At 36.7% G+C, this 23,926-nt stretch carries 22 protein-coding genes; 11 read left to right on the top strand and 11 right to left on the bottom strand.

Annotated features, from left to right (window positions below; translation table 11 throughout):
• Positions 1 to 16 precede the first annotated feature (16 nt).
• Together trmD and V0410_RS11815 are read right to left on the bottom strand one after the other, a co-directional pair.
• Positions 17 to 688: a tRNA (guanosine(37)-N1)-methyltransferase TrmD gene (trmD, locus tag V0410_RS11810; RefSeq protein WP_110008092.1), complete on the bottom strand. Its 672-nt coding sequence runs from the start codon at positions 686 to 688 to the stop codon at positions 17 to 19.
• Positions 685 to 1,947, bottom strand: a complete 1,263-nt coding sequence (locus V0410_RS11815; protein WP_330743224.1) for an NAD(P)/FAD-dependent oxidoreductase — start codon at positions 1,945 to 1,947, stop codon at positions 685 to 687. Before V0410_RS11815 ends, trmD begins: the two co-directional genes overlap by 4 nt.
• Positions 1,948 to 2,013: 66 nt before the next feature.
• On the opposite strand from V0410_RS11815, the gene V0410_RS11820 reads away from it, so the two are divergent.
• Entirely contained in the window at positions 2,014 to 2,877 is an 864-nt protein-coding gene (locus V0410_RS11820) for a glycoside hydrolase family 25 protein (RefSeq protein WP_227942900.1), read from the top strand.
• Between the two features lie 59 nt (positions 2,878 to 2,936).
• Here the strand turns inward: V0410_RS11820 and V0410_RS11825 are convergent, their stop codons facing one another.
• Both V0410_RS11825 and V0410_RS11830 read right to left on the bottom strand, forming a co-directional pair.
• Complete coding sequence (locus V0410_RS11825) at positions 2,937 to 3,794, bottom strand: carboxypeptidase-like regulatory domain-containing protein (RefSeq protein ID WP_330743227.1); 858 nt, start codon at positions 3,792 to 3,794, stop codon at positions 2,937 to 2,939.
• Positions 3,795 to 3,934: 140 nt separating this feature from the next.
• Complete coding sequence (locus V0410_RS11830) at positions 3,935 to 4,447, bottom strand: 5' nucleotidase, NT5C type (protein WP_110008314.1); 513 nt, start codon at positions 4,445 to 4,447, stop codon at positions 3,935 to 3,937.
• A gap of 214 nt (positions 4,448 to 4,661) precedes the next feature.
• On the opposite strand from V0410_RS11830, the gene V0410_RS11835 reads away from it, so the two are divergent.
• Positions 4,662 to 6,554 carry an ABC-F family ATP-binding cassette domain-containing protein gene (locus V0410_RS11835; protein ID WP_330743233.1) on the top strand — a complete coding sequence of 631 codons (1,893 nt, stop codon included), beginning with the start codon at positions 4,662 to 4,664 and terminating at the stop codon, positions 6,552 to 6,554.
• A 166-nt stretch (positions 6,555 to 6,720) separates the two neighbouring features.
• Here V0410_RS11835 and V0410_RS11840 read toward each other — a convergent pair whose 3' ends face one another.
• Entirely contained in the window at positions 6,721 to 7,776 is a 1,056-nt protein-coding gene (locus V0410_RS11840) for a Gfo/Idh/MocA family oxidoreductase (protein WP_330743234.1), read from the bottom strand.
• A 182-nt stretch (positions 7,777 to 7,958) separates the two neighbouring features.
• Here V0410_RS11840 and V0410_RS11845 point away from each other — a divergent pair, with 182 nt between their 5' ends.
• The 3 genes from V0410_RS11845 (at position 7,959) to V0410_RS11855 (ending at position 11,659) form a co-directional block, all read left to right on the top strand.
• Positions 7,959 to 10,196 (top strand): TonB-dependent siderophore receptor, encoded by a 2,238-nt coding sequence (locus tag V0410_RS11845; protein WP_330743235.1) that lies wholly within the window; start codon positions 7,959 to 7,961, stop codon positions 10,194 to 10,196.
• 94 nt (positions 10,197 to 10,290) lie between these two features.
• Positions 10,291 to 10,806 (top strand): membrane protein, encoded by a 516-nt coding sequence (locus tag V0410_RS11850; RefSeq protein ID WP_047435058.1) that lies wholly within the window; start codon positions 10,291 to 10,293, stop codon positions 10,804 to 10,806.
• Between the two features lie 262 nt (positions 10,807 to 11,068).
• A complete protein-coding gene (locus V0410_RS11855; protein WP_330743240.1) occupies positions 11,069 to 11,659 on the top strand; it encodes a hypothetical protein in 591 nt (196 codons plus the stop codon).
• 78 nt (positions 11,660 to 11,737) lie between these two features.
• Here the strand turns inward: V0410_RS11855 and V0410_RS11860 are convergent, their stop codons facing one another.
• Positions 11,738 to 12,391, bottom strand: coding sequence for a peroxiredoxin (locus V0410_RS11860; RefSeq protein ID WP_330743241.1), 654 nt, complete (start codon positions 12,389 to 12,391; stop codon positions 11,738 to 11,740).
• A 94-nt stretch (positions 12,392 to 12,485) separates the two neighbouring features.
• On the opposite strand from V0410_RS11860, the gene V0410_RS11865 reads away from it, so the two are divergent.
• Positions 12,486 to 13,373 (top strand): mechanosensitive ion channel family protein, encoded by an 888-nt coding sequence (locus V0410_RS11865; RefSeq protein ID WP_330743244.1) that lies wholly within the window; start codon positions 12,486 to 12,488, stop codon positions 13,371 to 13,373.
• A gap of 210 nt (positions 13,374 to 13,583) precedes the next feature.
• Here the strand turns inward: V0410_RS11865 and sucC are convergent, their stop codons facing one another.
• The 4 genes from sucC to V0410_RS11885 form a co-directional block, all read right to left on the bottom strand.
• A complete protein-coding gene (sucC, locus tag V0410_RS11870) occupies positions 13,584 to 14,774 on the bottom strand; it encodes an ADP-forming succinate--CoA ligase subunit beta (protein ID WP_062676270.1) in 1,191 nt (396 codons plus the stop codon).
• 208 nt (positions 14,775 to 14,982) lie between these two features.
• Complete coding sequence (locus tag V0410_RS11875; RefSeq protein ID WP_202841306.1) at positions 14,983 to 15,369, bottom strand: DUF423 domain-containing protein; 387 nt, start codon at positions 15,367 to 15,369, stop codon at positions 14,983 to 14,985.
• A gap of 1 nt (position 15,370) precedes the next feature.
• Complete coding sequence (locus V0410_RS11880) at positions 15,371 to 16,459, bottom strand: hypothetical protein (protein ID WP_330743245.1); 1,089 nt, start codon at positions 16,457 to 16,459, stop codon at positions 15,371 to 15,373.
• 166 nt (positions 16,460 to 16,625) lie between these two features.
• Complete coding sequence (locus tag V0410_RS11885) at positions 16,626 to 17,954, bottom strand: hydroxymethylglutaryl-CoA reductase, degradative (RefSeq protein WP_062676276.1); 1,329 nt, start codon at positions 17,952 to 17,954, stop codon at positions 16,626 to 16,628.
• A gap of 156 nt (positions 17,955 to 18,110) precedes the next feature.
• Between V0410_RS11885 and V0410_RS11890 the strand changes: the two genes are divergently transcribed.
• Entirely contained in the window at positions 18,111 to 19,370 is a 1,260-nt protein-coding gene (locus V0410_RS11890) for a putative DNA modification/repair radical SAM protein (RefSeq protein ID WP_330743246.1), read from the top strand.
• 194 nt (positions 19,371 to 19,564) lie between these two features.
• Entirely contained in the window at positions 19,565 to 20,323 is a 759-nt protein-coding gene (locus tag V0410_RS11895) for a TIGR03915 family putative DNA repair protein (protein WP_330743248.1), read from the top strand.
• Positions 20,324 to 20,646: 323 nt separating this feature from the next.
• On the opposite strand, the gene V0410_RS11900 is transcribed toward V0410_RS11895, so the two are convergent.
• On the bottom strand, positions 20,647 to 21,447 hold the full coding sequence (locus tag V0410_RS11900) for a DNA alkylation repair protein (protein ID WP_330743250.1): 801 nt from the start codon (positions 21,445 to 21,447) through the stop codon (positions 20,647 to 20,649).
• 94 nt (positions 21,448 to 21,541) lie between these two features.
• Between V0410_RS11900 and V0410_RS11905 the strand changes: the two genes are divergently transcribed.
• From V0410_RS11905 to pfkA, 3 genes are all read left to right on the top strand, one after another.
• Positions 21,542 to 21,892, top strand: coding sequence for a winged helix-turn-helix transcriptional regulator (locus tag V0410_RS11905; protein ID WP_330743251.1), 351 nt, complete (start codon positions 21,542 to 21,544; stop codon positions 21,890 to 21,892).
• Positions 21,893 to 21,954: 62 nt separating this feature from the next.
• Positions 21,955 to 22,833, top strand: a complete 879-nt coding sequence (locus V0410_RS11910) for a DUF4846 domain-containing protein (RefSeq protein WP_330743254.1) — start codon at positions 21,955 to 21,957, stop codon at positions 22,831 to 22,833.
• A gap of 83 nt (positions 22,834 to 22,916) precedes the next feature.
• On the top strand, positions 22,917 to 23,903 hold the full coding sequence (gene pfkA / locus V0410_RS11915; RefSeq protein WP_120232866.1) for a 6-phosphofructokinase: 987 nt from the start codon (positions 22,917 to 22,919) through the stop codon (positions 23,901 to 23,903).
• The last annotated feature ends 23 nt before the right edge of the window (positions 23,904 to 23,926 follow it).

The raw sequence follows: 23,926 nt of genomic DNA on the forward strand, positions 1-23,926 counted from the left end.
TTCCTGCAATTTTTGTTTACAGTAAATCGGGACGTTTTTCTTTTGTAATTCTTACAGCTTCATCATGACGCCACTCTTCAATTTTTCCGAAGTTCCCGCTTAACAGGATTTTGGGAACATCCAGACCTTTATAACTTTCTGGCCTTGTATAGATGGGCGGTGAAAGAAGATCATCCTGGAAGCTGTCTGTTAAAGCGCTTTGCTCATCATTCAAAACTCCCGGAAGCAATCTGATAATTGAGTCTGCCAAAACACAGGCAGCGAGTTCTCCTCCTGTAAGGACGTAGTCTCCAATTGAAATTTCTTTTGTAATATGAAGGTCTCTTACTCTTTGGTCTATTCCTTTGTAGTGCCCGCAAAGAAAGATCAGATTTTCTTTGATAGACAATGAATTGGCAATTTTTTGATTCAAAGTAACTCCATCCGGTGTCAGGTAGATCACCTCATCATAATTTCTTTGAGATTTAAGCTCTGAAATGCATTTATCCAGCGGCTCAACCATCATTACCATTCCTGCTCCGCCTCCATAAGGCTCATCATCAATTTGTCTGTGCTTATTGACTGCCCAGTCTCTTAAATGGTGAAAATGTACTTCTACCAGTCCTTTATCCATTGCTCTTTTCAAAATAGAAGTTTTGAAAGGACTTTCCATCAATTCCGGAAGGACGCTTATTATGTCAATTCTCATTGTAATGTTCCGTTTTTCTTAGTAGGTATAATAATTAATCTTAAAGAAGAATCTTTGTTGATATAGCTCCACATCCAGTTGAAGAATATGGCCAGCTTATTACGAACGCTCAAAATTAGCATTAAATGGAGAAACATCCAGAAATACCATGCCAGAAATCCCTGGAATTTTATAAACGGCAGATCAACAACTGCTCTGTGCTTCCCAATGGTCGCTAATGAGCCTTTGTCATCATATTCGTATTCTTTCCATTCTTCCTGACTTTTCTTTAAAAGATTTTTACCTAAATTTTTGGCCTGATTAATGGCTACGTTGGCTACCTGAGGATGTCCCTGCGGATACTTCGGTGTTTCCATATAGGCGATATCCCCGATGGCATAAATATTATCGTAACCCTTTATTTTATTATATCGATCTACAATATATCTGTTTCTTACTAATTTTTCTTCCGGAAACCCTCCTACTACATTTCCTGTAACTCCGGCAGCCCAGATCACATTATTGGATGGTATTTCTTTTCCGCTTCTGAGATGTACTTTGTCCCCATCATAATCTGTTACCACTTCCCCGCTCAAAAAAGTAACACCAAGATCTTTCAGGTATTTCTCAGATTTTTCCTGAGCTTCACTGCTCATGACAGCAAGGGGTTTTTCTGTGGAACTTACCAGAATAATTTTCAGATGGTCGAAATTCATGTAAGGATAATCTCTTGGAAGGATGTCTTTTTTCATTTCAGCAAAAGCTCCGGCCAATTCTACTCCGGTAGGTCCGCTTCCAACGATCACAATATTCCAGTTTCCGTCATCGCTCCTGCTTTTTTCAATAATCAGCTTTTCAAAGGTCATCAGAACATGATTCCTGATACTAATGGCTTCCTGGGTATTTTTCATCCCGAAAGCTTTTCCTTCCAGTTCTTTGTTCCCGAAAAAATTAGTTTTACAGCCCGTTGCTATGATGAGTTTATCATAAGTAAATTCTGCCTCGTCGGTAATGACTTTATGGTTGGCAGGATCTATTTCTTTCACCTCAGTCATACGGAACTGTGTGTTTCTGGATTGCTGAAAAATCTTTCTGAAGGGAAAAGAAATGTTGGAAGGTTCTATCCTTCCCGAGGCTACCTGATAAAAAAGCGGCTGAAACATATGGTGGTTCATCCGGTCGAGAACAATAACCTTTTTGTTCTTGTTATTCAATGTTTTTGCAAGCTGCAGCCCCGCAAATCCTCCTCCAATAATGATGATTTTTTCGCGTGTTTCCATAATACACAAATTTACTGATTTTATTTTAGCATTTCGCAGTGAAAAAAGTTAGTTTTGCAAAACTTTATGACACCAAAAAAGTACACCAAAAAAACTGCCAAAAAAGTCCATAAGTCGAGACGGAAGAAGTATTTTTTCCGAAGATGGGTCATACTGGCAATTTTAATAACGGCATTAGTAGGAACAGGACTTTACTTAAAGCAGTCCGTCAGTTATTACTATGCCTTGTACTTTAATAAATTTAAGCATAAAAAGCTTCATAACAGTGAAAAGGAGGCAGCAAGAATTCAGAGAATATTAGCCAGCAACCTTGATAAAACCTATGGTTTTGATGTTTCCCATTATCAAAACCGGGAAGATATCAGATGGGATAGCCTCAGCATCGGAAATAAAACGATTCCACTGGAATTTGTCGTGATGCGTGCAACGATGGGAAACCGTAGTGCCGACAAGCATTTTGATGAATTTTGGGAAAGTGCCCAAAAACATGAGCTTATCCGTGGCGCCTATCATTTTTACAGAGCCGATGAAGATCCCGTGATCCAGGCCAATAATTTTTTAGACAACGTGAAACTTGAAAGCGGAGATCTTCCTCCGATTCTTGATATTGAAAAAATTCCAAAGCGTAAAACCAACAAAAAACTGGTTGAAGACCTGAAAGTATGGTGTAAAATTGTAGAAGAAGCCTATGGTGAAAAACCTATCATCTACACGTACTACCATTACTATAAAGATTTTCTGAAAGGCGAGTTTGAAGGCTACCCTTTATGGCTTGCCAATTACAACGATGTTCCCTCACCTTCTCCCGATGACGAGTGGGATTTCTGGCAGTTCACAGAAAACGGTATTGTTCACGGCATCAATACAAAAGTGGATCTTGATGTCTACAATGGTAATTCGTGGTCGTTAAAAAGGCTGACACTGGATTAGAACGAAGGGAATGTATGGAACAGTTAATTAATTGTCCAGCTGATCAAACTACATATGTATTAATCATCTTCATTCATATTATTGCTTCCGTTTTTATCCATTTTCACATCAATATTAATGGCTGGTGCGGCAATGGTCATTTTCTGCCAGTCACCATAAAACTCCCTAATAAATCCTGTTCTGAACAAAGCAGCGCTGATTTTAATCCTGCCGTCAAAATCTTTTAAAAACTGTATGCCGATAAAAAATTTTCCCTGCAGCCAGATATTCCGGTCGCTTACATCCAGTGTATACGTTCCGTCTTTGATCATATCTTCAGTGAGCTTTACGGTAATCTCCTCTTCCAGGATATTTTTATCCGGGAAGCCATTTTTTTCACTGTAAATGCTATATCTCATTAAAACCGGCTCGGTAGAAACATAGCTGGCTATATTCAGATTGATATTTTTAAGCTTTGATCTTTTCTTTGCGTTGAATTCTAAAGCTGTTTCTCCAAGAAAACTCTTTTTGTCAAATTCCGGGTTAACAGAATAAATAACACTTTTTGTTTTGGTATTGACCCCCCAGTTTTTATCTACCAGCTTTTTAGGCTTAATTGTAATCTCTTTAATATCTTTAGTTTTCTCCGTTAAAAATATTTTTTGCTGGTCATACTTTTTAAAATCCTGTATTGTTTCCTGATAAAGATCGTATCCCGGGACTCCTATTTTTATTTTCTGCTGGGGATCTGTATTGGAAAGATCAATTGAAAATTTTCCTTTTTCATCTGAAATCGTGCCTGTTGATTTTTTCTCAATCCCGATTTTCACATAAGGAATAGGCTGATGTTCGTTTTTAGAAACAATAGTTCCGGAAACAACCTGCGCATGGAAGGCTGAGGCTGCCACAAGAAAGAATAAAGTAGAATATATTTTCATGTTAAAAGTTTGATGCAAACATATCTAATTTCAATATGCCGGCCTCCCAACATTTTATTAAATTTATTCTCCCTTTAGTTAAATTTATTTAAAAATTTCCGGAATTCTCTGATAGCTCTATCAGGAATTTAAACTCAGGATCAGAGGATATTCATAACCTCTTCCCAGGAATGAACTCTTTCATAGGTATCATTTTCTATCAGTTCATTATGAGGTTGGGTAAAGATCAGTCTTTGTCCTGAAAAATGGTCCAGATTTTTAGGATAATCATCAATCATAACATCTCCGGACACTACTCTTTTACTTCCGCAAAGAACAATCTGTTCCCATGTGATAAAAGGAAAATGTTCTGCCAGCCAGTCATATTTTTCCCGTAGGCTGTTCGGAAATTCCATTCCGGCAGATACAATATAAAGTTCATATTTATTATTAAGGTATTCTATTGCCTCACGGCTTCCTTTCATTACCGGTAAGGTTCTGAAAAAGCCTACTTCATTCACATGCTTTTTTCCGTTGGGAAAAGACTCTATTTCAGGCTTACCAGCCAAATCACTGATTTCAATTTCTCTTCCTGTATCCCTTTTTTCAAATTGCGCCAGCTGATGATATACATCCGCCATTACTCCATCCATGTCGACGATAACTTTTTTCATTACTTCAATCAGATTTTGTATTATGTATTACTTTTACAATTTACATTTCATTGTAGTTGATCAAATTTACTGATTAGTTTTTTCAGATAAGGGGCACAGTTTATTAAAAAATTATAAATATTCATTTTTATAAAAGAGGTTCCGGGAAGTTTTAGGCTACATTTTCGTATTTTTGCGGTTCAATTGAAATTTAAAATCAAACTATTAATTCCCAATGAATTACGTTTCTGCAGAAAATCTTACCAAATCTTACGGCATCAAAGTTTTGTTTAAAAATATTTCTTTCCACATCAATGAAGGAGATAAAATAGCGATTGTTGCCAAAAACGGAAGTGGAAAATCTACACTTCTTAAAATACTAATGGGTAAGGAAATTGCAGACAGCGGAACTGCGATCATCAATAAAGATATCCAGGTGGTATTATTTGATCAGGAGATTGATTATGATCCTAAGCTGAGCATTGAAGAATTTATGATGACCCTGGATTCCGAGCCTATCCTGGCGCTTAAAAACTATCATCGTTCACTTCATTCTACAGATAATGATTTTATTGAGAAAGCACTGGCTGATATGGAAGTTCATAAAGCCTGGGATCTGGAAAATGAAATGAAGCAGATTCTTTCCCAGCTTAAAATTACAGATCTTGAGGCTAAAATGGGCACTCTTTCCGGAGGGCAGATCAAACGTGTCGCGCTGGCTAAACTTTTAACAGAAACAAGAGCCGAGCACAGACATACCCTTCTTATCATGGACGAACCTACCAACCACCTGGATGTGGATATGGTAGAATGGCTTGAAAACTATCTGAACAAAGCAAAAATTACTTTATTGCTTGTCACCCACGACCGATATTTTCTTGACAGTGTTTGTGATATTATCTGGGAAATGGAGGATCAGAATCTGTATGTTCACAATGGTTCGTATGCAACTTACCTTGAGAACAAGATGATTCGTGAGGAGAATCTTAATGCTACGATTGATAAAGCGAATAACCTTTACAAAAAGGAACTGGAATGGATGAGAAGACAGCCAAAAGCCAGAACCACAAAATCTAAAAGCAGAATTGATGCTTTCTACGAAACGGAAAAAGTGGCCAAAACCGACACCAGAAAAGACGGGTTGGAGCTTGATTTTGAAATGAAACGTCTGGGAAATAAAATTCTTGAACTCAAACATATTGATAAAAGCTTTGGATCTAAAGTTTTATTGAAAGATTTCAGCTACCAGTTTCAACGTGGAGAAAAGGTTGGAATCATTGGAAAGAACGGAGCGGGAAAATCTACCCTGCTTAATATTATTCAAGGTTTTGAAAAAGCCGATAAAGGAGAAATTGAAACAGGAGAAACTATTTCTTTCGGTTACTTCTCGCAAAAAGGTCTTACCTATAAGGAGGATGAACGTGTGATTGATTTCATCAAAGAAATTGCAGAATTTTATCCTTTAGCGAATGGTAAAAGTTTATCCGCATCACAGTTCTTAAGATTATTTTTATTTGACGATCAGACACAATATTCTCCTATTTCTAAACTTTCCGGAGGTGAAAAGAGAAGACTTCACCTGATGTACATTTTGTATCAGAATCCTAACTTCCTGATTTTTGATGAACCTACGAATGACTTAGATCTTCCCACGCTAACGGTGCTTGAAAACTTTCTTCAGCAATTCCAGGGATCTTTGATTATCGTTTCCCACGACAGGTATTTCATGGACAGAATTGTAGATCATGTTCTGGCTTTTGAAGGAAACGGAAAAATCAGAGATTTTGTAGGAAATTTCTCAGAATACAGAGAAGCCAGAAGCCGTGAAGAAGCGTTAGAAAAAAATGCTGTGGTAAAACCTGAGCCTGTAAAAGAAATTGTTTCTTCAACAGAAAGTAACCAGTCTTCCAATTCTAAAAGAAAACTCACTTTTAAAGAACAAAGGGAGCTGGAGACGATTGAAAAAGAAATGCCTGAACTGGAGGAACAGCGTGCAAAAATTCTGGATAAGCTCAACAACGAAGCTGATTATGAAAAGATAGCCACTCTTTCTTCCGAGCTGGAAACTGTTTCAGAAAAACTGGAGAACCACGAAATGAGATGGCTTGAGCTTCAGGAGCTACTTTAAAAATTATGAGTTAAAAATTATGAATTATGAATGAGTCGGAGCGTTTGAGTGTTTTAGGGTTTGAGTGTAAATGAGTTGAAAATTTCTAATCACAACTACAATCAACCTGAAACTTTAAACCTTGAACCTGAAATTTTGAATTCATTCATAATTCATAACTCATCATTTATAATTTGATTATTCTTTCTTCTTTTGCACTTTCAATAGAAGCATCAATGATTTTCATATTCTGAATAATTTCTTTTCCCGGAGATGGTAAGGCATATCCAAAAACGATGTGTTCATAAATCTGCTGGTAATAATCCATATAATTTCCGGCTTCGCTGGAGGTAAGAATTCGTTCTGTTTCGGAATGATCATTCAGGAAGTTTAAAATGCCGTCCGGCTCTTTCAAAGGCTGTGTCCATTCTTTACCATATTCAGGAATAGCACCTGCTACCAGTTCATTTTCCTGATTATCGGTTCTTTCCTGCAGGAAAGTTCCTCTGTCTCCATGAATCGTGTAGGCATAATGCCCTTCTTTACTGAATACAGACGATTTCAGTCTTACTCTCAGATTATCTTTATAGAATAAAAGAATTTCAAAGTAATCGTTAGCAAACTCGGCTCCTTTCATAGAAAATACATCAGCAAAAAGTTTTTCGGGGTACCCAAAGTACTGTACCGCCTGATCTACAAGATGTGCTCCCAGATCATGAAGTGATCCTGATCCCTGCTGATCCGGACTTTCTTTATGCTGCTTTCCACTGGCCGTGGTACGGAATCTGTCAAAACGTATTTCAACTTCTTTAATATTCCCTATTTTCTTCTCATTCAGAATTTTTTGAACCTGCAGAAAGTCACGGTCAAATCTTCGGTTTTGGTATACACTCAGAAACAAACCTTTTTCTTCAGCCAATTGCACCAGCTCTTCTGCTTCAGAAACATTTACTGTAAAAGGTTTTTCCACAATAATATTTTTTCCCGCTTCCAGTGCTTTTTTGGCGTACTCATAATGGGTCTGAACCGGAGTATTGATGATCACCAATTCTACATCTGCCTGCTGAAGCATTTCTTCCACGGAACGATAAATTGTTGCCTCGGGATATTTCACCTTCGATTCTTCCTTGCTTCTTTCCACCACAGCAGAGATAAAAAATCCCGGATGCTCCTTTAAAAAGGGAGCATGGAACACTTTCCCACTCATTCCAAAGGCACAAAGCCCTGCTTTAACCAATTGCATATTGTAATTTTTCAACAAATATATTCATAAAAAATTCTCTATCCCTTAGTGTAAAGGAGCTATAGAAATAATCCATCTCATCAGCTGTAAAAATATGATTTAAATCATAAAATTATTTTTATCTATTCTAAACAAATACTTACATTTGCGCCTTATTTAAAACTGTTCTACATAAAAATAAAATGAAAAAACAATTACTTTCTTTAGGTCTTCTATTCATCGCTGTTTCAGCGAGTTCTCAGATGAAAAATGCTGAAGCAGATACCATCAGAACACAGACCATTGAGGATATCAATCTTCATAAAACAGGAAATCCCAACCAGGCAAGACCATTATCAACCAAGTCAAATCTGACGGTAATGGAAACTCCCCAGCCTATTGCTATTGTTACCCACGAAATCATTGAGCAGCAGCAGGCAAAGCAACTGAGTGATGTTCTTCAGAATGTAAACGGATTGTACATCACTTCATCCAGAGGAAATTCTCAGGATAGTTTTGGTGGGCGTGGTTTCATTTTAGGAAATGATAATATTTTTAAAAATGGTTCAAGAGTAAACAGCGGTGTTTTCCCTGAAGTAAGTGGTCTGGAAAGAGTAGAAGTTTTAAAGGGTGCCAATGCCATGCTTTTTGGAAATACAGCAGCTGGTGGTGTTATCAATATGATTACAAAAAAGCCTAAATTCAATTTTGGTGGAAGTATCGGGTTAAACGGCGGAAGCTGGAATTCCTATAAACCAACAGTTGATATTTATGGTCCTTTATCTAAAAATATTGCTTTCAGAGTAAACGGAGCCTATGAGCATGCTGAAAGTTTCAGAGATGTTGTAGAATCGGAGAAATATTACTTCAATCCATCCTTCCTTTTCAATTTAAGTCCAAAATCACAATTGATTGTGGAAGCGGATTACCTTAAAAATAATTTCACTCCTGATTTCGGTCTTGGATCCATCACTAATCCTGATGGAAGTTATAGAATCAATGACATTCTTCCTAAAAATGCTTTCTTAGGTGCTGACTGGCAATATCAAAATGTGGAGCAAGTGTCTACCAACATAACTTTCAATCATCAGTTTACTGACAAATGGTCATTAAATGCTGTTGCTTCTTATCAAAACTATACCAAGGACTACTATTCTACTGAAAGAGTACAGTGGGGATATGAAAAGAACACGAACCGTCTTTTCTGGCTAAGACCTTTAAACAAAACATTTAACGAACAAAATTACACTTCATTACAAGTTAATATTAATGGAGAGTTCAATACAGGAAAAATCAATCACAAGGTTTTAATTGGTACTGATGGAGATTATGGTGTTCAAAATAATTATACCTATACCAATCCAACTGTTTATGGAACTAACGGCAATACTGCAACCATTAATAATAACCTTTATTTAGATGATCCTTCAAGTTGGGCCAGCGGAAAGATGCCTGATGCTTCCTTAAAAGACAGAACAAGAATTCCTACGCAAAGATTTGGTATTTATATTCAAGATTTCATAAGCCTTACCAAGCAACTTAAAGTAATTGCTGGTTTAAGATGGTCTTATTTAGAAACAATGACCAATACTAAAAATACATTTTCAAATGACCTTGGAGATGTTGATCAAAAAAATACAGCAATATCTGACAGAGCATTTTCACCAAAAGCTGGTTTAGTATATATGCCAAACGATAACCTTTCTGTGTTTGCAACCTATACCAACTCTTTTGCTCAAAATACAGGAAAAGATATTTATGAACAAGCATTAAAGCCTACTACTATTGATCAATATGAAGCAGGAGTAAAAAAGAATTATTGGAATAATGCTTTAGCTATAAACCTTACAGTATATCAAATTGTTTATAATAATTATTATCAGACCGCACCTCAATTAGCTAATGGACAGGCGAATTCAGATTCATTTTATAAAGAATTTGCAGGAAAAATGAGAAGTCGCGGAGTTGAGTTGGATATTACTGGAAATCCTACAGAAAATTTATCAATTATTGGTGGATTCTCTTATAACAACTCTGTATACCTTGATACACCAGACGGTTTTGGATATGTTGAGAAACAAAGGTTAGTAAGAACACCAGCTACAACAGCTAACGCTTCTGTATTTTATAAATTTACACGTTATGCGAAAGGACTTAAAGTAGGTGCAGGTGCTTACTTCATCGGTGACAGATTAGCAGGATGGAATGATACAAAAAGTGGTTCTACAGGTTTGGGTGCAAGAAATGGAATCAGCAGATCATTTGCTTTAAAAGATTACACTACAGTAATGGTATCAGTAGGCTACGAGTGGAAAAAATTCTCTATCCAAGGGAAAGTGGGCAACCTGTTCGATGTCGTAAACTACAATGTTCACGAGAATTATTCAGTGAATCCGATTACGCCTAGAAATTACTATTTCACATTGACATACAGACTCTAGAATTCTTTATATAACAATTCTTTCACTAAAAGTGGAAATTGCATTTTTGCAGTTTCCACTTTTGAAATTTTAAACAAAAACAAAAAAATAAGATATGGATAAGATTAAAGACACAAGAAGTTTCATGAGAATTACGCACCGTTACCTGGGATATTTCCTTGCCGGAATTATGGCTGTATATTCATTAAGTGGAATTCTTCTGGTGTACAGAGACACAGATTTCCTGAAAAGTGAAAAGAAATACGAAAAGAATATCGCAGCCAATCTTTCAGAAAAAGAGCTGAAAAAAGAGCTTAAGATGAAAGGCCTGGAAGTGGAAAAAACAGAAGGAAGTGTTCTTTATTTTAAACAGGGAACTTATGACAGTGCAACCGGAAAAGCCAAATATACCAAAAAGGAACTTCCTTTCGTATTGGACAAAATGGTTTCGCTTCACAAATCACAATCGAAAGATGCTATATCTCCTCTAAGCGTATTCTTCGGAGTTTCTCTTTTCTTTTTCGTCATCTCAAGTTTCTGGATGTTTAATCCTAAGACCAAAGCATTCAAACGTGGAATCAAATTTACAATTGCAGGTCTGATCATTTCGGTGATCCTTTTATTTATTTAAATTCCGAACGGGCAAAGAAAAATAAGTGTTTTATATAATTAATGATATAGTATCTAATTTTATCATTTTTTTCTTAAAACAACCATTTTATTTTCTTTATTATCATAACGTATAGAGCCGATAGGTTAAAAAAATAAACTATATCTCATTGAAAATCTTAACGTTTGTTTAGAAAAATTACGTAAAATTAAGAGTCTGGCACATTTATTGTTTTTTCTATAATTCGTGAATAATAAACATTTAATTATTAAAATAATAAATTATGAAAAAACTTATTTTAACAGGAATATTAACCGTAGCAGGCTTAACAGCAACTGCCAACGCTCAGATTCAAAAAGGTAATTGGATGGTAGGAAGTAGCATTGTTGCAAGTAACTTTGGCTTAAATACAGGTGGAGGATATAATATTTCACTACAGCCAAAAGCAGCATATTTTATTCAAGATAATGTAGCAGTTGGGGGGTATGTAGATCTAGGATTCAATAAAGTTACAAATGGATCACCTACCAATTTTGTATATAAAGTGGGTGCACTAGGTAGATATTATGTTTCTCCAGGAGAAAAAGGAGTAGACAACTTATTACACCACGGAAGATGGTTCTTCGAAGGTAATGTAGGTGTTGGAGGTACTTCTACTGAAGGATCTAATTCTACAACTGGTTTAGATTTTGGAGCAGGACCTGGTTATTCATACTTCATTACTCCAAACATTGGTGTTGAAGGGTTAGTAAAATATAATGGTGTTGCAGGATTTGGTAGCGAGGGATTAACTTCTACTTTAACTTTCAATGTAGGATTTAGTATTTATTTACCAACTTCAAAAGGTAAACAAATCATCAACGACGTTAAGTAATCACTGAAATACTTATAAAAAAATGAAAGCGCCCCGGAATTTATTTCCGGGGCGCTTTTCGTACAAATTAAAACTAAACTATAAAAAATCAAATAAATCATGTGTTAGGTTGGGGGTGTATCTCAGATAGGGTTTTATTTCCGTTACCCCTTTCGGGAATAGTTTCCGGGCATCTTCTGTAGAAATTGTTGGAGGGACAATAACATCTTCTCCAACTTCCCAATTCACAGGAGTAGCCACACGGTAATTATCTACCAGCTGTAAAGAATCCAGCACTCTAAGGATCTCGTCAAAATTCCTTCCTGTAGAGGCCGGATAGGTAATAATCAGTCTTACTTTTTTGGAAGGATCAATAATCAGAAGAGAACGTACTGTAGCGGTAGCCGAAGCATTGGGATGAATAAAATCATACAGTTCTGAAACCTTTCTGTCTTTATCGGCAATAATAGGAAACTGCACCCGGGTGTTCTGAGTTTCATTAATATCTTTCACCCAATTTTGATGATCTTCTACCCCATCCACACTCAGGGCAATTACTTTTGTATCTCTGGCATCAAACTCAGACTGCAGTTTTGCAGTATACCCCAATTCTGTAGTGCATACCGGCGTATAATCTGCAGGATGCGAAAACAGAATCCCCCAGGAATCTCCCAGATAATTATAAAAATTGATATCACCTACCGATGATTCTGCCTGAAAGTTGGGTGCTGTATCTCCTAGTTTGATTGACATAATGTTTTTTCTTTATAGTCTACAAATTTAGTAGACTTTTTGGAACTGGCAAATTTTTTGATGAAAATTTATATCTTTAATTAAAATTTTATTCATGGAGAAAACCGGACTCAGGTATGTAGATCTTGTTTACAAGGTATTGGAAAATTGGTATATCACCTTCGCTGAACTTACACCCAAGCTGATTGTTGGAATTTTAGTATTTACCTTTTTCCTGGTTACCAGCAAATATTTAAGCCAGGCAGCGGTAAAATTATTCCATAAATTTTTTCCTAAAAGTCGCAAAGAGAGCTCCTTAGTTACCTTAATCAGTATATTCAGATTTTTGATCATGCTGATGGGAACCTTTATTGCTCTTGAAATAATGGGTTTCAGCGGCTTTCTTTGGAAGTTTATTGGAAGCTTAGGGGTTGCAGGGGTTATTGCCGGGGTTGCTCTAAAAGATCTGGTATCCAGTATTTTCTCAGGAATGCTTATTGGAATTGACAAAGCTTACAAGGTAGGAGATTATATTACCATAGGAGCCCACTCAGGAACAGTACAGGAAATTGGGTTTCTCACTACAAAAATTCTTACTGATGACGGAAAGAAAGCTTATATCCCTAATCAGGTTGTTTTCAATGCTCCGTTTTACAATATTACCGCTTCGCCACAGCGCAGAATTATTTTAAATTTTGAAATTCCGGCTGATGAAGATATTACCAAAGCACAGAAAGGAATTCTTGATGTGGTTAAAAATCTTGATAATGTGGATAAGCTGGACACTCTAGAAGTGATTTTTACAGATTTGAAACAAGGTGCATTTAATCTTCAGGTAAAATTCTGGATAAAAGTGGGGGCTAATCTTGCGCAGGTAAGAAGCCAGGCTTATTTAGGGATTAAAGAACGCTTTGATACGGATAAAATTCAGCTGGTAACGCCAACGAGCATCAGCATTACAAGTGGAGAGACTAACTTGCCGGAAAATCATCAGGATAAGTAAAATTATTTATAAAATAAAAGACCATTTCGAGTATTGAAATGGTCTTTTTTATGATGATTGATAGGAGATATTTAAACCTAACAGGTTTTAGAAACCTGTTAGGTTTACAGTACATTTCCGCTGAAGTTATTACAAAACTGTGCCCTTCACGTTCCAACAAAAAAACCGTTTCAAATGAAACGGTTTCTTTATTTATTCAAAAATTCTAGATTACGCTAAAACTTCTTTTACTTTGTTTGCAGCTTCTTCTAAAGTAATTGCAGAGTGTACCGGAAGACCAGACTCGTCAATTAATTTTTTAGCTTCTACAGCGTTAGTTCCCTGTAATCTTACGATCAATGGAACCGGAAGGCTACCCATAGCTTTGTAAGCATCTACAACCCCCTGAGCAACTCTGTCACATCTTACGATACCCCCGAAGATGTTGATCAAAATAGCTTTTACGTTTGGATCTCTTAAGATGATTCCGAAAGCAGTCTGTACTCTCTGAGCATCTGCAGTACCACCTACGTCAAGGAAGTTTGCAGGGTTACCACCAGATAATTTGATGATATCCATAGTCGCCATTGCAAGACCAGCTCCGTTTACCATACAAGCAACATTACCATCAAGTTTTACGAAGTTAAGACCTGCTTCACCAGCTTCTACATCCATTGGATCTTCTTCTCTTGTATCTCTCAGTTCAGCTAAGTCTTTGTGACGGAACAATGAGTTATCATCTAAAGTTACTTTAGCATCTACAGCGATAATTTTGTTATCGGAAGTTTTTAATACAGGGTTGATTTCGAAAAGAGATGCATCAATACCTGTGTAAGCATTATAAAGAGAACCGATGAATTTTACAAATTCTTTGAAAGCATTTCCTTCAAGACCTAGGTTGAAAGCAATTTTTCTAGCCTGGAATCCCTGAAGACCTAAAGCAGGATCAATGATTTCTTTGTGGATCAAATGAGGAGTTACTTCAGCAACGTGCTCAATATCCATACCACCTTCAGTAGAATATACGATTGTATTTTTACCTTCAGCTCTGTCTAATAGAATAGAAACATAAAATTCTTTAGTTTCTGACTCACCTGGATAATATACATCCTCTGCAACCAAAACAGAATTTACTTTTTTACCTTCAGCAGAAGTTTGTGGAGTAATCAACTGCATTCCGATGATGTTCTGAGCGTTTTCTTTAAGCTTATCCATGTTTGGAGAGAACTTTACACCACCACCTTTACCACGACCACCTGCGTGGATCTGAGCTTTTACTACCCACCCTTGAGCGCCAGTTTCAGCAGTTAGTTTTTCAGCAGCAGCTACAGCTTCATCTACGTTGTTTGCAACGAAACCACGTTGGATAGCTACTCCATACTTTGATAAAATCTCTTTTGATTGATACTCGTGAAGATTCATATTATTTTTATTATTTTATTTTAATATTTAAAGGTTGACAAATTTACTAAAAAGACACGGAAGTCCAAGTTTATTGACTTAAAAATTAAAGTCTGACCGACTTGATTTTTAACATATCTTCCTGTTTTCCCTTATTCTTCCGCTAATTTCTCAGATTGAAGAGGTTGAATGTTCGTATGAGCCGCCTTCTTCTGTTAATTTTTATTCCTTAAATTCTGTTTTTAGCAAAATATAAGATCAGCATTCCCCAGCTTAAGATCATCATCAGACCTCCAAGCGGAGTGATAGGGCCTAAGAATTTAAGATTCATTCCCCAATAATCCTGCATACTTAAGAAATAGATGCTTACAGAGAATAAAAATGTTCCTGCAATCATTAAAATGGAAGTCCATTTTTCAGCGGAAGTTTCAAATTTTAAGATATATCCGATGATCAGCAGGAAAAAAGCTGCATACATCTGGTATCTTACTCCTGTTTCAAAACTTTCCAGTCTTTCCACAGCTAATATTTTCTTTAAAGCGTGTGCTCCAAAAGCACCCAGGATTACAGAAACCATTCCGTAAACTGCTCCAAAAATTAATGTGATTGTTTTCATTTTATAACTCTTCTAATTCTAGGGTTAAATATTTTTTTGTTTTATCATCCTGCCAGGTTCCTGAAATTGTACTTCCTTTCATATCTGCTTCTACAAAAGCTCTTGGAATCCATTTGCCGGCAGCTTCATCATAATGATCATTCTCAGTAATGGAAATATGATTTCCTTTCATTTTACCGTCCCATGGGATTAGTTTTTTATTTTTATCATACCAATACAATGCAGTAAAGGAGCTTGTATCATTTTCACTTTCTGCTTTATATAAACGGCTGATAAAAACTGTAATGGGATATTTCCCATCTATTTTCCCTTTGTACAGCTTATTTCTGAAACTGGTTTTTTCTGTTTTTTCAGAACCTGAAATTAAATTTCTTGCGTAAGGACTCCAGTATTTTTCCAACTCCTTATAAGAAAATTCTATTTCATGACTGTCAAGATCATCCAGAGCTCTCATGGCATGATTGGAACATCTTCCGGCAACAAATGTCAGTTTATCTTTTCCAAAGAAATATCTGATATCTTCCAATGTATGTTCTGTAAAGCAGTCTTCATACATTGCAATCTGATCTTCAGTTTCCTCAGATGGATTTTTTTCTGCTTTCAGCTTGACCAGAAAGTCGGCAATTCTTTTCTTTACTCTTTTCTGAATGATACTTTCAACCATTTTCACGGAATTAGGTTGAAATAAATCTTCAGCATTGATAAAATTTCCTGTTCTCAGATCAAAGTTTTTCCAGATTAAAAAACCTTCCGGATAAGCACCTGAAGCTTCGCCGTCTATGGCAATACTCAGAATATTCTCAGGAGTTTCAATTTTATCCCAACTATAAAAATAAAGATAGTTGGAATAGGAATTGGTTGCTGTAGAAGCCAGTTTAAAAGGATTTCCGCCAGATCCGGGAACATATTCCAGCTGATCCACCTGCAGAAATGTATTGATTTTATTTTCTACCCGTGGATTTTCAGGATAGGAAACAACCGGAAAAACGGTATCTTCAGTTTTAGGCTGCAGATTACTTATTTTCACTTTTTGCTGCTGCGAAAAACTTAATCCGGAAATCAATAAGAAAAATACAATACCCTTTTTCACTATTTTGATTTTAAGTACATTAAAATGAACTTGGCAACCAGTGTAGAAATCCCAAGTATGATAAACATATTGGCGAATTTCTTGGAACTTCTGAAACCTTCATTGTTTGTTTTCTTCAGAAAAAATCCAAAAAGAAGGAATACGATAGGCAAAATGATCTGTAGCATTAGTTTCCTCTCATTCTGTTAAACTCATTGATCACCTCGTGGTGGCTCACCGTCTTATCTTTAAAATACGTTACAAAATGTTGTTTTTCTTCTTCAGTAGCACCCAACTGATTCAGAATATTCAATAAGTGCATTTTCATATGTCCTTTCTGAATTCCTGTAGTTACCAGAGAGCGCAATGCTCCAAAATTCTGAGCAAGACCTGAAACTGCCAGGATGCTCATCAGTTCCTGTGCTGAAGGTTTACCCAGTAGCGCTAAAGAGAATTTTACCAGAGGGTGAAGATTGGTAAGCCCTCCTACTACTCCCACAGAAATAGGAAGATCAATCCAGAATCTGAAAATTCCGTTATCTGTTGTACAGTGAGTCAAAGATCTGTATTGTCCGTCTCTTGCAGCATACGCATGCGCACAGGCTTCTGTAGCTCTGAAATCATTTCCGGTAGCGATTACAACGGCATCTACTCCATTCATTACTCCTTTATTATGAGTAGTCGCACGGTAAGGTTCTATTTCTGCAATGGTAACGGCCTGTTTGAATTTAGAAGCAAATTCTTCAGGAGAAATTCCACTGTCATCTTTTAAATCTTCCATTTTGCACGAAACCTCAGCTCTCACGATACAGTCAGGAGTAAAGTTGGAAAGAATATTCATCACAATCTGTAGTGAATTCTTTTCTTCCTGAGTAAAATCTTCGCTGGTAGCAACTTCCTGTCTCAATGTTTTTCCAAACTGCTCAAGACATGAGTTGATAAAGTTCGCTCCCATTGAATCCACAGTATCAAAGCTTGCTTTCAACTGGTAGTAATTCGGCATTTCTGCTGTTTTATCCACCAGGCTGATATTTAAAATACCTCCGCCGCGTTTTCTCATATTCGCCGTGATATCTTCTGTAGCTTCAAATAATTTTTTCTTCAGGCTGAAATTAAAGAAATGTAATAATTTGTGAGGTTCTACATTAAAAATAAAGTGGGTATGCCCCAGTTTTTCTGTATTGATAATCGTTGTTTTAAAACCTCCTTTATCGATCCAGAATTTGGCAGCCTTGGAAGCAGCCGCCACTACTGAACTTTCTTCAACTGCCATTGGAAGCGCCAACAGTTTTCCGTCGATTAAAAAGTTCGGAGCGATTCCGTACGGCATATAGAAATTGGAGATGGTATTTTCAGAAAATTCTTCGTGAAGCTTCTGAAGATCTGCATCATCATTCCAATATTGTTTTAATATATTTTGATATTCCTGGTTTCCTTCAAGATATTCGTTTACGAGCCATTCGATTTTCCCCTGCTTTGGAAGCTTGGAAAAACCTTCGATTGGTTTATGATTCATGATATAAACTTTAATGAGCCGTAAATATAATGATTTTGAGACTCTTTTTTGTTGATAACTTCTATGAAAAAAGGTTGACTTTTATCAATTTTGGAACTAAATTTGAACAATATTAAATTACAATTCAGATACAAAACATATCAAAGTATTTTAAACATGAATTTTGACCGTCTTAAAGAAAAGCTTGAAATCCTTGCTGACGCAGCGAAATATGATGTTTCCTGTTCATCAAGCGGAGGTACAAGAAAAAATAAAAAAGGAGCATTGGGAGATAGTTCTGCAAGCGGGATCTGTCATACCTATACAGAAGACGGAAGATGTGTTTCTCTGCTTAAAGTTCTGTTGACCAACCACTGTATTTATGATTGTGCTTACTGCGTTTCCAGAAGTTCCAATGATATCAAAAGAGCTGCTTTTACGGTAGAAGAAGTGGTAGATCTTACCATCAATTTTTACCGCAGGAATTATATTGAAGGTTTGTTTCTAAGCTCAGGAATTTTTAAAAATGCTGATACCACAATGGAAAGGCTTGTAAGAGTGGCCAAAAAGCTGCGTCTGGAAGAAAATTTTAACGGATATATTCATTTGAAATCTATTCCGGGAGCAAGTGATGATCTGATGCAGGAAGCTGCGTTGTATGCAGACCGGTTATCGGTAAATATTGAAATTCCTACAGAAAGCGGATTAAAATTGCTGGCCCCTGAAAAAAACAGGCAGGATATGATCAGCCCGATGCGGTATATCCAAAAAGGCATCATTCAATATAAAGATGAAAAGAAAATTCTTAAAAAGGTTCCGAAGTTTGCTCCGGCCGGACAGTCTACACAAATGATTGTGGGAGCAACCAATGAAAACGATTTACAAATCATTAAAGTGGCCGATCATTTTTATAAAAACTTTAATCTGAAAAGAGTTTATTATTCCGGGTATGTTCCGGTTTTGGAAGATCGGAGGCTGCCTTCTTTAACAACGGAAGTTCCTATGCTTCGGGAAAACCGTTTGTATCAGTCGGACTGGCTGATGAGATTTTATGGTTTTAAAGCGGAAGAAATTTTAGATCCCAATATGCCTTTCCTTGACCTGGAAATGGATCCGAAATTAAGCTGGGCATTACGGAATCTGGATCAGTTTCCGGTGAATCTCCAGACTGCCGAATACCGGACGATTTTAAGAATTCCTGGAATTGGTGTTAAAACAGCTCAGAAAATTGTAAGTGCAAGACGTTTTCAGATTTTAACGATGGATCATTTGAAAAAACTGGGTGCGGCTGTCAACCGGGCAAAATACTTTATCGATTTTAATGCTGGGAATGCCTACCTGAAATACTTAACGGATAAAAATTTCAGGAAATTGCTGATAGGCGGAAGTTCATCCAAATTCCATAACCAGTTTTCGCAACAGCTGACTTTGTTTTGATTTTAAATACAAATGACACCAATATTTTCACAAATGGACACTAATTTATAATACAACACGACTGTCATTCTGACGAAGGAAGAATCTCTCCTTTAAAACAGATTCTTCACTTCATTTATGAACTTCGTTCGCAGACTTTCAGTCTGTGTTCAGAATGACACCCCAACTAAACTATAAATTATTAAACTCAACCCATGACAACCCTACTCTACGATGGAAGTTTTGATGGTCTTTTCACAGCAGTATTTGAAGTTTTCGAATATCGTTATAAAGATGTGGAAATCACAAGCAGGGAAAGGTTTCATCAGGAAAATATTTTTGCAGAAATTCATGAAGTTATTACTCAGACAGAAAAGTCTGAGCGGGTTCTCAACAAATTGGAGCAGAATATTGGGAAACAGGGAGTTTACAAACTTTTGAAAGTTTTTTTATCTGAGGATCCGGAGCTGGAAAGCCTTATTTTATCTGCGGTAAAACAGTCGGTAAAGAATCCAGAAAATAATATTCTTGAAAACTTTGCCGATAATGATGTTTTAAAAATTTCAAAAATCTGTAAATCAGTAGACCGGGAAAGACACAGAATGACGGCTTTTGTCCGATTCGAAAAAATGCAGGATGGTGTTTTTTTCTCCAAAATAGATCCCGATTTTAATGTTCTTCCTTTAATCAGAAAACATTTTCACGATCGATACCAGGATCAGAAATGGATGATCTACGATCTCCGGAGAAACTATGGACTTCTGTATGATCTGAACGATTGTGAGTTTTTCTATCCTGATGAAAAAATTAATCTCCATAATTATCAGCAGAAATTTCATGATGAAGAAAAAAGTTATCAGATACTCTGGCAGCGTTATTTCACAAAAACCAATATCGTGGAAAGAAAAAACATGAAACTCCATATTCAGCATGTTCCCAAAAGATACTGGAAATATCTGACTGAAAAATGGTAGCCGGAATTTCATATTGTGGATAACTTTTTAATTGGACGATAAAAGCTGCGATTTCAAATTCTTTTTTGACCCATATTTTTTAATCTGTTCATTTTACGGGAGATAGAATCCACATTAATAGAAAATCCATATTGTGGATAACTTTTTTGAGTTAACATACCGTTAACATTGAAAATAGTTCAACATCAATTTTCTTATAAAAATGGAGTAAATAAAGCCAGTTCCAGGAAGTAAAGGAATATAAAAATATATTATAAACCCATGTAAATCTGTAACCTACAGATTCAAAAACTAAATCAACATTTCCAGTCTGTGGATAACTCTCACTTTCTGATGGTCCGTAACGCTTTTTTTACAATATACTGCGTTTCTTTTGTCGGACTTTCCCGAAGCCATTCATCACAGATTTCCACTACAAATTCGGGTTGTGATTTGCTGGCATCATTCAGCCAGTTGCCTACGCTGTCCTGTACATATCTGGAGAAATCTGATCGTAAAGGTTCCAGAATTTCCAGTCCGAGTCCCGGATTTTGTTTTAAAGCATCGATATGTTCACACCAGACACCTCTCGGTCTTGTAGATTCACTGGCAAAACGTCTTACGTTCTCATTGTCATGTATGGTCCACGTTGATAATATGGATACACTTTCTTCCAGGTTTCTGGAAATATCCGGACGCACTGTCATCCAGCAGATTTCCCTTACCCCAAAATGAGAGTCAGCAGCGAAAGGCTGAATTTTTTCTAATTTTTCTCTGAGTTTTAAATCGTTGTTTCTTCCAATCGTATAAGCTGCCCAGCACCGTACCAAATCTGCGGGATGAACTGACAATTTAAAAAGAAATTCGTCATCCTTATTTTTCAAAGCCAGATTAAGAAGCCCAACACCAATTGTTTCATTAATGGTATTGACAGTCTGCTTTTTCAGCTGATTTACATTTTCTAAAACAGGTATAAGATATCCTGTACGATCATTCTGTAAAAGCAGGTTTTCCAGCAGCAGCCTTTGATCTACGGCCAGCCATTCTGTAAGGTTGGCGGTTTCAATTTCTCCTCTGTTCAGCTGATCCAAAATATCCGGTGGAATCTCTTTGATGGAACGGGCTCCTTTTCTTTTTTCTGTCATACTATTTAATGATTACCTTTACAAAAGTCTGAAAGTGGGCGGAGAAAAACAATACCGCACATTTTTCACCCATAGGGATAAAAAAGTCAATTTTATGGAAACAAAGGGAAGAACTGAAGAAAATAAAATATGTCCGTTGGAAGTTGCTGTCAATACCATCAGTGGAAAATGGAAAATTCCTATTGTCTGGCAGATCAATGAAGGGAAAAAACGTCCCAGTGAGTTTTTACGCGGGATTGCAAAAGTGGACCGCAGGGTTCTCAATCAGCAGCTGAGTGAAATGGTGGAAGACGGTATTTTAACGAAACAGTCTTTCAATGAACTTCCTCCAAGAGTAGAATATACTTTGACAGAACTTGGGGAAAAACTGGTGGAAATCCTCTGGCAGCTGAATGATTGGGGAAAATTATTGATTCCTGAAAAAGAGGAGTCGTTGAACCACTAAATTTTCAAATAAGATATTGGCAGATAGGTGAAAAAAAATGATATTTGTGTTCACTAAAACGCATGAAAAAAGTTATCACAGGAATCATTGTTATTCTCATTTACACCGGCTGTACAAAAGAAAAAATATCAGACCGTTTATTACCTGAACCGGATCAAAATGAGCGTTTAATTGCTGAAAATGCTTTAAAAATCAATAAAGGTAAAAATACTATCAGGGAAAGATTTTCTCCTCCGGAAGGATATGATTGGATAGAAGAAAAACCTGGTTCTTTCGGATATTTTATTGAAAACTTCAAACTCAAACCTTACGGCAGCCAGATTGTAAAATATGACGGAAAACCCATTTCTACCCAGCATCTTCATGAAGCGGTTTTTGATATTGATACCGGAAATAAGGACCTTCAGCAATGTGCTGATGCAGTCATCAGAATGAGAGCTGAATATCTTTATAAGGCTAAAAAATTTAACGAAATTAAATTTCATTTTACAAGCGGTGATCTTTTCAGCTGGAATGATTATAAAAACGGAACAAGAGCTTTTGTCAGCGGAAATTCTGTCAACTTCAGAAAAGCTGCGTCTTTTGATGATTCTTATCAGAGTTTCAGAAATTATCTGGATGTCATTTTTAATTATGCAGGAACGATTTCATTAAATAAAGAAACAAAACCGGTCAATAAAAATTCAGATCTGAAAACCGGAGATATCCTGATCACACCGGGAAGTCCCGGACACATTGTTTTTATTTCCGGTGTCTGCCGGAATAAGGAAGGAAAAAGATTATTCTTATTAAGTGAAGGATTCACCCCGGCGCAATCGGTTCATGTACTTTCAAATCCGTTTAATCCCTATTTTACGCCCTGGTACGACCTTGACATCCATGCTGAGGAGACGAAAACTGCACGGTATTTTTTTAAACCTACAAACTTCAGAAGCTTTTAATAATTTATATTCAAAACTATTGGAAACTTACTACGATAATCTGAACTTGTTTTTGTAAATTTGTTTTCGAAATTTTTTACTTGATGAAAGAGAGTGCTGTAAAAAAAATTGCAGTTCTTACTTCAGGAGGTGACTCTCCGGGTATGAATGCGGCGTTAAGAGCGGTAGTAAGAACCGCCAATTACTATAATATCGAATGCTACGGAGTGAGGGAAGGTTACAACGGCCTTATCAATAATGATTTCCTGAAAATGGGAGCCCGTTCCGTAAAAAATATAATCAACCAGGGCGGAACCATTCTAAAATCTGCCAGATCTGCTGAGTTCAGAACTAAAGAAGGCCGTCAGAAAGCTTACGACAACTGTATAAAGCTGGGAATTGACGGATTGGTATGTATCGGAGGTGACGGAACATTTACCGGTGCCAAAATCTTTAATGAAGAGTTCGGAATCAGGGTAATCGGTATCCCGGGAACGATCGACAACGATATTTTCGGAACTGATAATACGATCGGATACGACACTGCATTGAATACGGCAATGGATGCCATTGACAAAATCCGTGACACGGCAACTTCCCACAACAGGGTTTTCTTTGTGGAAGTAATGGGTCGTGATGCTGGTTTTATTGCTTTAAACAGCGGATTGGCAACTGGAGCTCTGGATATTTTAATTCCTGAGAAAAAAGACAGTATTGATGAGCTTTTCACGAAATTCAGAGATGCGGAAAAAACCGGAAAGGCATCAAGTATTGTGGTTGTTGCAGAGGGTGAAAAACTAGCCAATGTGTACGAACTTGCAGAAAAAACCAAACAGACCTTCCCTGATTATGACATTCGTGTAGCGATTTTGGGACATATGCAGAGAGGTGGTTCTCCAAGCTGTGCAGACAGAGTTTTGGCAAGCCGACTGGGCTATGGAGCCGTAACCGGATTAATGGAAGGACAAACCAATGTAATGGCAGGGATGCGTTCCAACGATCTGACGTATACGCCAATTGAAGAAGCCATTAAAAAACATAATGAAATCAATAAAGATCTTTTACTGATTTCAGAAATTTTAGCAATCTAATTATTTTTATAATCTAATAAAAA

Origin of the sequence: Chryseobacterium sp. CP-77, from assembly GCF_036362765.1 — a bacterium.
GTDB classification, from domain to species: domain Bacteria; phylum Bacteroidota; class Bacteroidia; order Flavobacteriales; family Weeksellaceae; genus Chryseobacterium; species Chryseobacterium cupriresistens.